The sequence below is a fragment of the Mucilaginibacter sp. 5C4 genome, assembly GCF_034345625.1.
Lineage (GTDB): Bacteria > Bacteroidota > Bacteroidia > Sphingobacteriales > Sphingobacteriaceae > Mucilaginibacter > Mucilaginibacter aurantiaciroseus.
Genome location: NZ_CP133775.1, coordinates 3,900,727 through 3,913,458 on the forward strand (window position 1 = coordinate 3,900,727; position 12,732 = coordinate 3,913,458).

General features: G+C 43.8%; 10 protein-coding genes. 4 read left to right on the forward strand and 6 right to left on the reverse strand.

What is annotated here, in order from left to right; genetic code table 11:
- The 3 genes from atpB to RHM67_RS18305 are packed head-to-tail and all read right to left on the reverse strand — an operon-like array spanning position 1 to position 1,729.
- Positions 1-1,083 carry a F0F1 ATP synthase subunit A gene (gene atpB, locus RHM67_RS18295; protein ID WP_322228618.1) on the reverse strand — a complete coding sequence of 361 codons (1,083 nt, stop codon included), beginning with the start codon at positions 1,081-1,083 and terminating at the stop codon, positions 1-3.
- 32 nt (positions 1,084-1,115) lie between these two features.
- Positions 1,116-1,502, reverse strand: a complete 387-nt coding sequence (locus tag RHM67_RS18300) for a hypothetical protein (RefSeq protein WP_322228619.1) — start codon at positions 1,500-1,502, stop codon at positions 1,116-1,118.
- The gene (locus RHM67_RS18305; RefSeq protein ID WP_322228620.1) at positions 1,499-1,729 is read right to left on the reverse strand and encodes an AtpZ/AtpI family protein; all 231 of its coding nucleotides are present in this window, start codon (positions 1,727-1,729) and stop codon (positions 1,499-1,501) included. Before RHM67_RS18305 ends, RHM67_RS18300 begins: the two co-directional genes overlap by 4 nt.
- An 88-nt stretch (positions 1,730-1,817) precedes the next feature.
- Here RHM67_RS18305 and RHM67_RS18310 point away from each other — a divergent pair, with 88 nt between their 5' ends.
- From RHM67_RS18310 to uvrC, 4 genes are all read left to right on the forward strand, one after another.
- Entirely contained in the window at positions 1,818-2,030 is a 213-nt protein-coding gene (locus RHM67_RS18310) for a hypothetical protein (RefSeq protein WP_322228622.1), read from the forward strand.
- A gap of 49 nt (positions 2,031-2,079) precedes the next feature.
- On the forward strand, positions 2,080-5,007 hold the full coding sequence (locus RHM67_RS18315) for a tetratricopeptide repeat protein (RefSeq protein ID WP_322228623.1): 2,928 nt from the start codon (positions 2,080-2,082) through the stop codon (positions 5,005-5,007).
- A 6-nt stretch (positions 5,008-5,013) separates the two neighbouring features.
- Entirely contained in the window at positions 5,014-7,254 is a 2,241-nt protein-coding gene (locus RHM67_RS18320) for a penicillin-binding protein 1A (RefSeq protein WP_322228625.1), read from the forward strand.
- Between the two features lie 99 nt (positions 7,255-7,353).
- Positions 7,354-9,177, forward strand: a complete 1,824-nt coding sequence (gene uvrC / locus RHM67_RS18325) for an excinuclease ABC subunit UvrC (protein WP_322228627.1) — start codon at positions 7,354-7,356, stop codon at positions 9,175-9,177.
- A 187-nt stretch (positions 9,178-9,364) separates the two neighbouring features.
- On the opposite strand, the gene gldN is transcribed toward uvrC, so the two are convergent.
- The 3 genes from gldN to gldL are packed head-to-tail and all read right to left on the reverse strand — an operon-like array spanning position 9,365 to position 12,712.
- Positions 9,365-10,342, reverse strand: a complete 978-nt coding sequence (gldN, locus tag RHM67_RS18330; RefSeq protein ID WP_322228630.1) for a gliding motility protein GldN — start codon at positions 10,340-10,342, stop codon at positions 9,365-9,367.
- Positions 10,343-10,349: 7 nt separating this feature from the next.
- The gene (gldM, locus tag RHM67_RS18335; RefSeq protein ID WP_322228632.1) at positions 10,350-11,867 is read right to left on the reverse strand and encodes a gliding motility protein GldM; all 1,518 of its coding nucleotides are present in this window, start codon (positions 11,865-11,867) and stop codon (positions 10,350-10,352) included.
- Between the two features lie 35 nt (positions 11,868-11,902).
- Positions 11,903-12,712, reverse strand: coding sequence for a gliding motility protein GldL (gene gldL, locus RHM67_RS18340; RefSeq protein ID WP_322228635.1), 810 nt, complete (start codon positions 12,710-12,712; stop codon positions 11,903-11,905).
- Positions 12,713-12,732 lie beyond the last annotated feature (20 nt).

A 12,732-nucleotide genomic window follows, 5' to 3' on the forward strand; every position in this document is an offset into this window, starting at 1 on the left:
TTAATGGTGGTGCTCCTCAATAGCTGTACCGATAAACAAAGCGGTTAACAACGTAAAGATGAAAGCCTGCAATGCCGCTACCAGCAATTCCAATACATCCATAAACACCACAAAAGCAACTGATACCGGTGCAATAGCAAAAGACTTGAACACAAATATCAATGATATTAAACTAAGCACAATAATGTGCCCTGCCGTAATGTTGGCAAACAAACGTATCATCAAGGCGAAAGGCTTTGATATGATACCTACCAGCTCGATAACCCACCACAAAGGCCAGATCCAAACGGGTACATCACCCGGCACAAAAACGTGTTGCCAGTAATGTTTGTTACCGTTAAGGTTAACCACTAATAAGGTGATAATCGAAAGCACCAGCGTAACCGCTATATTACCCGTTAAGTTTGAACCACCGGGGAAGAAAGGCACCAGGCCTATCATGTTATTTATCCAGATAAAAAAGAACACGGTTAACAAGAACGGCATAAAGCGCTGATATTTGTAACCGATGTTTGGGCGGGCAATATCATCCCTTACAAAAAGAATGATAGGCTCCATAAAAGATTGTAAGCCTTTTGGTGCTTTACCCTGTCGTTTCTTATAGGCTGATGATACACTAAGGAATACAATTAAAAGCACAACGATAGACATCCACATACTTACCACGTTACGGGTAATAGAGAAATCATAAAGTTTGCTTGAGGCAGCCTCATCAACTTCGCCGGCTTCGTTAACTATTTTAACTTTATCGCTAACCAGCTTATAGTTATAGTTGCCTTTATATATGCCTGCAGCTTCCGCTTCGTGTCCGCCTGCTTCATGAGCAAATTTGGCCGATGAGAACATCTCTAAACCCTTATCGGTATAAATAATAACCGGCAAAGGCAAATGGGTATGACCAATAATATGCAGTGAATGAGAGTCGGCAATGTGCTCTAAAATAACCTCGCTTGGCTCAAACTTTTTTTCAGCGCCTTCGGCATGTTCTGCGTGCTCATCTTGCGAAAACGCCGGTATTGAAAATGCGGTTAGTGTTAAAAAAACGGCACAAATTCGTAAAAGTGTAAAAATTTTTGATTTCAAAATTGAGCTTTTATATATCTAAATAAAGTTTTTTACTTTGAATTTTGGTTGCGCAAGTTACGTAATAACACGTAAACTTCAAAGGCCGTATTTAAGAAATATAAGTAAAAGAAATTGCCTGCAAAAACGCCCTTTTCTACCTTGTTTTTCAGCAAAAATATTACCATAAATGCCAGGCAGGCCAATATTTTAAAAGTGGTTCCGGCCAAAAAAACCTGGGCGTAGTTTTCGGGGTTTATTTTTTGGGTAAATAATATTGCTATAACTATTAAAAAAGTAAGGCCTGTAATGTAGGCGAACATCCCCCAAAAATAAGGCATTAGTAAATTAGTATGCCCGGCAAAAGCAAGGGCTAAAGGCAGCGATGCCAGTGCCGCTACAAAAATGGCGAAGGCAATAAGCGTTGGTTGGAGTTTCAATTTTTTACAGATCTGATAACGATGAACAATGATATAAACACCCCGGCAAGCGACAGTGCTGCTGTTACCCACATGGTATGGTGTTGGTAGGCCTTATCTATTTTATAACCGGCGAATGCAAAGATGCCAATAATAGCTATCATCTGGAACGCCATACCTGTATATTTGGCGTAAGCATTTACCGCTTTGCCCCCATCATTGGGTTGTTTTTGTTCATTTTGTGCCATGCGGCAAATTTATTAAACCTATTGCATAATCTTTAGTATTTTAGCAATGCATTTATAAACCTTAGTAAGATCATTTAGGATACCAATAATGGAAACGGTGGTTAACATTATTAAGCAGGATGAAGAAGAAATGCTTTATATAGAGCATTGGTTAAAACAACCTGTTATTGAACGTTTAAGGGAAGTAACACGCCTTAGACATAATTACTATAAGTGGCTTAATAAATTGTTTCCCGGTAAAATTGAAAAGGTTGTAAATAGGGGATTATTACAATATCAAACCGGATCTACATCTGATTAAAGCAGATAAAATCGCTAACAAGCCATTATAAATATTAACCTATACCCCATTGAGGCATACGTCTACCCTTTCTGTACCAAAGTTATTGTTGCTCGCCATTATACTGGTTATTGCCGGCTGCTCGCTTGAGAAAAAGAGCGGCCTTAACCGTGGCCTGCAAAACCTTACTGCCAAATATAATATACTGTTCAATGCCAAAGAGATCCTTCGCCAAAAACAGGAAGGTTATGAGGCCGGGTACGTTGACGATTACAGCGAATTGCTAAGCGTTTACCGAGATACCGTTACCAAAAGTGACGTGCCCGATAAAGACCTTGACCTGGTTAAGGAAAAAGCCAATACCATCATCAGCGTTAAAGAACAAAGCCATTACCTGGGCGATGCCTACTTTTTGTTAAGCAAAGCCAATTACCTGGATGGTAATTATTTTGACGCGGTAGAATATGCCAACTATGTGATTCGCTCGTTTGGCAAAAACACCGAATTGAAACAGGAAGCGCTTGTTTATAAAGCACGTTCTTTATTATACATCAATCAGCCTAATGATGCCAAGGCTGCTTTAGACAGCGCTTTTTCTGATATCAACCCAAAAAAGAATATCACCGGCGATGTTTACGCCACAAAATTGCAGTATGATATAAACATACAGGATTATGTGGATGCCGAGGCCATGGCTAAACTGGCGGTAGAGAATGCGCACGGTAAAGAACGTGAATTACGCTGGACATTCATCCTGGCCCAATTGCAGGAGATGAACCACAAGCCTGCTGATGCCGTTGCTAATTATGATCGCGTGAGCAAAAGCAATGTAATATTTGACATGGCCTTTAATGCCAACCTTAACCGCATCCGCATAGAAGATATGCAGAATGGTGTAAAGGTTAGTCGGCTTACACGACTGCGCTCGTTGCTAAAAAACTCAAATAATAAAGACTTTACCGACCAAGTATATTTCCAGATAGCGCAGATCCAATATAATGATGGCGAGATTGAAAACGCTTTGAAAAGCTACAGGCAGTCCATCAACTACAGCACAAAAAACCAGAGCCAAAAGGGCCTGTCTTATCTGCGTATGGCCGATGTTTATTTTAAAAACAAAGCGGACTATACCGGCGCCAAAAACTTTTACGATAGCGCGCTGGTGAGTTTATCGCCAAATTACCCTAACTACCAGGTTATTAAAAAGAAGGCCGAGAACCTGCAGGTGCTGGCCGATAGGTTGCAAATTATAGACCGCGAAGACACCCTGCAAATGCTTGCCAAGCTTGATGAGCCAACCCGCCTTACCCGTATCGATAAGATGGTGGAGGCCAAAATACTAAGATCACAACCGACACAAGTAAGCAACGCGCAGGCAAGTGGCGCCGTCAACGTAAACCAGCCGGCGCAAGAAAGTTTACCCAACGGAAATAACTTTTATTTTAGCAATGCCAACGCGGTAAGCCAGGGCTTTAGCAGTTTTAAAAAGGTTTGGGGTAACCGCCGTTTAGAGGACAACTGGCGCAGGGCCAACCGCGCCGGCAGCGACATCACACAAAATAACTCTGTAGCCATACAAGCCACCGACCCGGATGGTGGCGCTAACGACCTTTTAAGCAACGTTAATAAAGTGAATGCCGGCAATTACAGGCAGGAGTTGTTACAAAATTTGCCGCTTACCCCCGGCCTGTTGGCGCAATCTAATAAACGCATGTACGATGCTTATTTAGATATAGCCAATTTTTACCGCGATGTATTGGACGATAAAAAGGAAGCTATTGCAGCCTATGAATTGATTTTAAAACACTTCCCTAATAACGATAATACCGCGGCTATCTATTATAACCTATACCGTTTGTACAGCGATACAGATCCGGCATCGTCAAACAGGTATAAAGATCTGCTGGTGAAAAATTATCCGCAAACGCCTTTCGCCAGAATCATCCTCGACCCGGAATACAGCAAACACATTAATGATGAGGACAACGGTTTTAGCATCTTATATAATAATATATACGACCTATATGCTACCCACCAATATTCAAGGGTGATCACTGCATCTGATGCCCTGCTGGCGCAGTATCCGAATAACAGGTTTGCATCACAGATCTACTACCTGCGTACTTTCGCGGCCGGCCACCTGGAGCCACTTACTGCTTTTATTACCGACTTGCAAAGCATAGCCACCAAATATCCCGATGATAAGTTGATCACCCCTTTGGTTAATCAGCATGTGGCCTACATAATTGCAAATCAATCAGAACTGGCGTTACGCAAGGTTATAATATCTGACCGCGAAACGAATGACCCGCAGTTTACCCTGCCCATCGTTTACCAAAAAGAAACAGAATTTAGGGTGCCTGCCGAAAAATACATACCCGGACCCGACGTTCGCAAGCCCGAGCCAAAGCCGGTTACGCCACCATTAAAGGCGGAAGACAAAGCATCGGCCATAACAGCTACATCTGTGGAGGTAAAAAAACCAGCTGAAGTTGCCACAGTTAAAGAAGCTTTAAAAGAAGAAAAACCGGTTGAAACCAAAACCGATATTTTGCCTCTGGTAACGCAATCGGCACAGGTTGCGGCACCAATTACCGCGGCATCAACAGTAGCGCCGGTAAAACAAGCGCCATCCATATTTAGCATGCGCGATAGCACCAACTATTACCTGGTGATAAATGTAAGCAGCGGTGCAATCAATTTATCATCGTCGCGTTTTGGTATTGGGCAATTTAACAGGGTTAGTTATAATAGCGCAGGTATAAAACACCAGCTTAAAGCCGTTGGTTATGATAACCAGCTGATTTACATTGGCCGCTTTAATAACCTTGCCGGGGTTAAGGATTATGCCCGCAAAATTTTACCGCTGATGCCCGATATAATGAAGGTGCCAAAGGATAAATACAGCTTTTTTATCATAACACAAGAAAATCTGGATAAATTAGCCGACCGAAAAAAACTAGATAGTTATACAGACTATTATCAACAAAACTACTAAACAGAGATGATCAATAAAGTTCCGCAACAGGATATAAAACGTTACAACTGGTATATATGGCGTTTTGTAATTGCCTGTTTTTCGTTTTTCGTAATTATGATATTGCTCATAGCCTTCCAGGTGTTTGGCCCGCTGCCATCTTTCCGCGAGCTGGAGAACCCAAAGAGCGATCAGGCATCAGAGATCATCTCATCCGACAAAGAGATCATAGGTAAATATTACATCAAAAACCGTTCGAGCGTTCCTTATAAGCAGATCTCGCCAAATGTTATCAATGCGTTGATAGCTACCGAGGATACCCGCTTTTACCAACACTCGGGGATTGATTTTCAGCGTACTTTCAGTATAGTTTTGTATAACCTTATAGGTAAAAAGCAGGGTGGCAGTACCATTACGCAGCAACTGGCACTTAACCTGTTCTCGGAGCGGTCGCACAACCCTTTTAAGCGTATTATCCAAAAATTACAGGAATGGATCACAGCAGTTAAGATAGAACGCAACTACACCAAAGAAGAGATCCTTACCCTGTACCTAAATACCATTGATTTTGGAGCATATAATACTTATGGTATCAGCTCGGCGTCGCGTACTTATTTTAACAGCACCCCCGATAAACTTACACCGGACCAGGCCGCGCTATTGATCGGCATGATAAACGGGCCGGGTATTTACTCGCCCATAAACCACCCCGAAAACGCCAAAAACCGCCGTAATTTCGTCCTGCGACGTATGGATGAAGAGGGCTTTTTAAGCTCGGGACAGGCCGATGAATATAAAGCGAAACCACTGGGTTTAACGTTTAGTCCGATAGATCATAACGAGGGTATCGCCACCTACTTTAGGGCAGTCCTAAAAAAACAGGTACAAAAGATCTTAGTTGATAAATCGATCCTAAAACCTGACGGCACCACCCCTTATGACCTTGACCGTGATGGCCTGAAAATATATACCACCATTGATGCCACCATGCAAAAATATGCCGAGGACGCGCAGAAAGAATACATGCGCATCCTTCAGGCACAATTTAACGCGCACTGGAAAGGCATCAGTCTTTGGAAAAGCATCCCGACATTCAAAAGCCTGCTTGATAAGGGCATGTATAGGTCTGACAGGTACATCGCCCTAAAATCGCAGGGAGCATCCGAAGAAGAGATCCGTGCCGATTTTAACAAGCCCGCTAAAATGAATTTGTTTACCTGGCGAGGCGATATCGATACGGTGATGAGGCCTATCGATTCGATAGTATATTGTAAAATGATGTTGCGCAATTCGTTGATGAGTATGGACCCTACTACCGGCTACATCAAAGCATGGGTGGGCGGCATAAACTTCGAGCATTTTAAATACGATCAGGTAAAAATGGGTACACGCCAGGTGGGCTCTACAGCTAAGCCATTTACTTATGCCGTGGCTATCGACGATGGGATATCTCCTTGTCAGCAAGTAGCCAACGAGCCTATCACCATTACCGGTTATGGCGCCGACTGGACACCACGTTCATCGCCAGGCGAAACTGTGCCGGGTGTTATTACACTGCGCACTGCTCTGGCACGTTCGCAAAACTGGGTCACCGCGTATGTTATGAACGAGGTAAAACCAACGCCCGTTATGGAATTGATCAAAAAGATGGGTATCACCAGTAATGTACCGCCATACCCCTCTATCTGCCTGGGCACGTTTGACGCTTCGGTATTTGATATGACGGGGGCTTACTCGGCATTTGCCAACCAGGGCGTTTGGACGGAGCCTACCTATTTGTTACGTATCGAAGACAAAAACGGTAACGTATTATACAACAACTCGCCGCGCATTGTGCAAGCTATGAACGAGCAAACCGCTTACGTAATGACCTATATGCTTAAAGGCGTTATCGACGAAGGCACAGGCTATCGCTTACGCGGCAAATACGGCTTAACAAACCCTATTGGTGGCAAAACGGGCACCACGCAAGATAACTCCGATGGTTGGTTTATGGGCATTACCCCACAACTGGTTACCGGCGTGTGGACAGGCTGCGAGGATCGCGATATCCACTTCCGATCTACCCGCCTTGGCGAAGGTGCAAACACCGCCCTGCCTATTTTCGCAGGGTTTATGAAGCGGGTTTACGCCAATACATCCCTCGGCATAAAAAAGAACGTAGACTTTGTACCGCCAAAATCCGGCGTATCCATCACGCTCGATTGTGGTGCCTACAGCCAACAGCAAAAAGGCACTAACGAGGTGGATAAGAAACTTGATTTTTAGACATTTGTTGTAAAGTTTAAATGTTGTAAGGTTTAAAGGTTGTTTTTATCTATTGGCTCAACATTACAACTTTAAAACATTGCAACATTCTAACACCAGATGGAGAAATTCGATTACAAGGAAGCTTTAAAAAATATACCGCACAAACCGGGTGTATATCAGTATTGGGATAGCGAGAAACAGCTGATCTATATTGGTAAGGCAAAGGACCTGCGTAACCGTGTGGGCTCTTACTTTAACAAAGATACGCAAATTAATGCTAAAACGCGGGTACTGGTATCCAAGATCCGCAACATCACGTTCACTATTGTAGATACCGAGGTGGATGCCTGGCTGCTGGAAAACAGCATGATAAAGAAGCACCAGCCGCGCTACAATGTGATGCTGAAGGATGATAAAACCTACCCGTGGATCATCATCAAAAACGAAAATTACCCCCGCATTTTTTGGACGCGCCGCATCATTAAGGATGGCTCTAAATACCTTGGTCCCTACGCTTCCGTAAGTATGATGCACACTATTTTGGGGCTGATCAAAGAAACCTATTCCCTGCGTACCTGCAACCTTAACCTTACCCGCGAGAATATCGAAAAAGGCAAGTTTAAGGTTTGCCTGGAGTACCAGTTGGGTAACTGCAAAGGCCCTTGCCAGGATTACCAGTCAGAAGCCGACTATGACAATAATATTGGCGAGATAACAGATGTACTCAATGGCAAGATAGGAAACGTTGTACGCGGCTTAAAAAGCGACCTTGACAAAGCTGTTGGTGACCTCAACTTCGAACTGGCCCACCGCATAAAACGGAAACAAGACCTGCTGGAGAACTACCAGAGTAAATCTACCGTAGTAAACTCTTCTATTACTGATGTAGATGTGTTCAGCATTGCATCCGAAGAAAAATACGCCTTCGTAAACTTCCTGAAAGTGATGAACGGTACCATCACCCAAACACAAACCATCGAGCTTAAGAAACGCCTCGACGAAACCGACGAGGAGTTGCTAAGCATCGCCATAACCGAATTTAGGACCAGGTATAACAGTACCTCTAAAGAGATCATCGTACCGTTTAATATCGACGTAGAGGATGAGAAGCTAAAGTTTACTGTACCCAAGCTAGGCGAGAAACGTAAGCTGTTGGATCTGTCGCAAAAGAATGTGATGTTCTTTAAAAAGGAAAAGATAGACCAGTACGAAAAGCTGAACCCGGACGTGCGGATAGATCGCCTGCTTACGCTAATGATGAAGGACCTGCGCATGAATACCCTGCCACGCCACATCGAATGTTTTGATAACTCCAACTTCCAGGGCGCGTACCCGGTATCTGCCATCGTGGTGTTTAAGGATGCCAAGCCATCTAAGAAGGATTACCGCTTTTTTAACGTAAAAACGGTTGTCGGCCCGGATGACTTTGCCACTATGGAAGAGGCCGTGCACCGCCGTTACCGCCGCATGCTGGATGAAGGCACCGAGTTGCCGCAACTCATCATCATTGACGGTGGTAAAGGGCAGCTATCATCAGCCATGAAAAGTTTAAGGCTATTGGGGATAGAAAAGAAAGTAACTATCATCGGCATCGCTAAACGCCTGGAAGAATTATATTACCCCGGCGACCAGTACCCGCTGTACCTGGACAAACGATCTGAAACACTTAAAGTGATCCAGCAGCTGCGCGATGAGGCCCACCGTTTCGGTATCACCGCTCACCGTAAAAAACGCGACAAGGGCACTTTAGCAACGGAATTGGAATTGATCCCCGGTATCGGCAAAACCACCGCCGAGAAGCTTTTAAAATACTTCAAATCCGTGAAAAAGATCCGCGAAGCAACCGAAACCGAGTTGCAGGAAGTAGTGAACTTAAAGCAAGCGAAAGCTATTATCCAATACTTCAATCCGGCGGTAAGTGATGTTACGGGGTTGCAGTAGATCCTAATAATCACAGCATATTTTTCTGCGCGTCATTGCGAGGTACGAAGCAATCTCTTTAGGACAATTATACACCTTGCTTGCCGGACTTGCTTAAAGAGATTGCTTCGTACCTCGCAATGACGCTATGGCAACAAAAAAGCCCGTATGCTTACGCAAACGGGCTTCAATATTTTAAGCGGACTAATTATTCGCCGTATTTCCAAAGGTTAAGCTCGTAATCCAGGATCGTTTTTTTGATCCTTTCAGATTCGTATAGCTTATCAATACCTTGCGCGTAATCGCGGATGCGTTCGTCTTTATCGTTAGATTGTTTAACAATGTAACTGGTAAATATGCGTTTCACAAAACAATCATCAAAGCTTAGCCCTGTTGCATCGTTGTTACGGCTAACCGCTTCTTTAACGGCCAAAACCTTGCGTGCTTCATCAAAATAGATCCAAAACGCCGGTTGATAATCCAGGTCCATACCTGCTGCCTTGGGTTTGTAAAGCGGGGCTATACCGATGATGCGTGGTTCGAAAACCGAACGCTGTTTGTCAAAATACCAATCTTCTTTAATACGGAATTTAACAACGCTATCCGGGTTAAACTCGCCGGCCTGCACCCTTGATCCTATCTTGTTACCATCCTTATCAAACTGATCTACAACAGCACTATCTGCCATACGGGCACGTGCCTGTCCTGTAGCAAGCGGCCTGCTAAATCCATCACCGTTAGGGTCATCTTTAGTAGGCGCCGGGTCGTAAGCGGTAAGCTCACCCAAATCAATAGCTGCCATTAATACATCAATTAACCTGCCTTTTGGCGAACCCAAGTATTGGTTCATTTTTTCGCGAAGGTCTATCTCGCGCCAAACACGTTTAGCAAACATTACGTCGGCTTCGCGCAGGTTGGCGTAAGGGGTTACCTTAGCGCTAAGGATATTATTTTTCCTGTAATAACCGTCCATAGGGCGGTCAAAAGGCTTTTTCCTAGTGGTATCAACACGTGATAAACCCGCGTTTGCGGCACCGGAAACCTGTTTATTCGGGTTTACACCCGAAGCAACAGAGGCCTGTGTTTTTGCCCTCGTACCAGCTTTTTTGGTTGCCTTTTTTTTGGTTTGCGCGAATGAAGCGCTGCAAGCCAGACAAAGTACAATGATCAAAAATCTTGTTTTCATAATCTTCTTAATTAGCCTGTAATACTATACCGTCAAGTCCGCGCTGTGTGCCATCAGGGCCAACAGCTATAATATCCTGGAATACTACGGTTGTACCCGGTGTAACACTACCCATAGCAGCACGCATAGGGCCCGATAGTTCGCCACTTGTCGCGGTGTAGCTAACAGCATCCTGGCGTGGTTTTATGATGACCAGGCTAAACCTGGTAACGTTAAATTTAGCGTCAAACTCAAATCCGTCCAATTTGGCAAAAAGCCTGTCTTGCGCGCGGATGTTGGCTGCACTGGTTTTACCACCGCTTTTGCCGGCAAACATCGCTTTAGGATCCGGGATCCGTTTAACACGGAATTCCGAAGCACCCAATACCATGCCTTTATCGCCCAATACTGTTACCTTCGCGGTACCTATGGTAGTTACATTTGCAGTATAATGGCCGCCTGAACCGCTTACCGAGCCACCGCTCATGCTTACTTTTATACTTTCTTTAGGTACACCCGGTGCCGAAATTGACAAAGGGTTTGGTACACCAATGTATAATACGTTCATTTTATCCGGCGATACTACTGCCGATGGTCTTGCAACCATGTAGCTACCATCAACCGTGTAAGGTTTTGCCGGGCCATCTACCTGTTTAACTAATAACGAGGCTGTCCATTTGTGCATCCCTTCACCACTTGCTGTTGTGGTATATGTACCAATACCATTGGCAATTGGTACTGGCGAACCACCGACGGTAATAACGGGGTTAGATTTATCGTCATATGCGGTTAAATAGATGTCGGCTTTGTATTGCTGGCCTGATAATACATAACCGGTGGGTGCAACGATAACAGCCCGAAATTGATTAAGGGTTACCTGCGCCTGGTCAACTTTGCCTAATATTTTTTTAACTACTTCGTTCTCGGCATTTTTATTATCAGCCTGTATTTTAGCCAATGTGGTTAAAGCCGCTCCCAATGGGATGCCTTCGCCAAAATAACCTGTCTGGAAGGTTTTACCGGGATAACCCGGGCGCATGGGCGGGTCGTTAGCGTTTAATGAAAAATTAACACCCGCTGCGTCTTTACCCAAAAGAGAGATCAGTTTCGCTTTAGTAGCCTCGATCTTTTCTTTTAACACATCGGCCTTTTTATCGTTTATCATCACCTCTGATGATATATCAAGGCTTTCTCTTGCATTAACATCATTGATCTCGGGGTTTATGCCGCCACCTTTTTCAACAAGTTCCTTTTTAAGTTCTTCGATATACGCGTTAAGCTCGCCAGATGTTTTAGTGGCTTCTTTTGCATTAGCTAATAATTTACCTGCTTTTTCGGGCTGCTCTCTTAGTTTAGTAGCCTCGAAAGCTGAATACGTATTATCTAAACCAGTAGTAACGTTTACACGTGATTGATCTAAGCTGTTTGTGATATTTTTGAATGAGTCCAATAGGCTGTCCGGAACGTTTAGCGCTATAAGCCCTAAAAGTACCAGGTACAGTATACCTATCATCCGCTGTCTTGGGGTTTCTTTACCTCCGGCCATGCTTTATATATTCTGTGTTGGTATACTTAAATATGTTAGTTAACCCTTGGCTGGTTCATTGCTGTAAGCATGTTACCATAAACTGAATTTAACGAAGCAAGGTTTTTAGCTAAACGGCCAACCTCCTCTTTAAACTGTTTCGAATCATCTAACGATTCGTTAAAGTTATTCATCGTTAACGACAGATTTTTGTAGAAGCTGTTCATCGCTTTCAAATGCGCGCTTGAATCCTGTAACTCCAGTTCGTATACCGCGTTTAATGACGATAGGTTTTTAGCCAAATTGTTAACCTGGTCATGGTAAGCCTTTGAATCGATATTGGTGTTTGCCATTTCGTTAAGGTTGGCAGATGCTTTTTCAAATGCCGCGCTTAAACCATCGTAGCTTGCAGTTGCCTGTTTTACTTTGTTTGTAAAAGCGACAGTAGCGTCGCCTGCGTCAGTTACCCTTGATATAGCGTTAACCTTATCACCAAAGGTGCGAAGACCATCGCCTAAGCTGCCGATAAGCTCGGGGCCAATTTTAGCATCAGACAGCATTTTGTCTAAAGCGGCCGTGTTTGAAAAATTATCGCCGCCTGATATTGCCGGCCTTGAAGATGATTTTGGCAATTCGCCCGAAAAGTCTTCATTCAATTCTGGATATACACGTACCCAGTCCACTTCTTTGTCTTCGCGTTGTAAACCGAGGATAAAGAACAATATAGCTTCAGTACCTAATCCAAGTGTTATAAATTCAGAAGCGAATTTCCAGTGTTGAATTTTAAACAGCAACCCAATTATAACAACTGTTGCTCCAATTGATATAATATTCCCAATTCCGAAAGGTTTCTTTTTCCCAGCCATAAACTTTTGTAAAGATGATT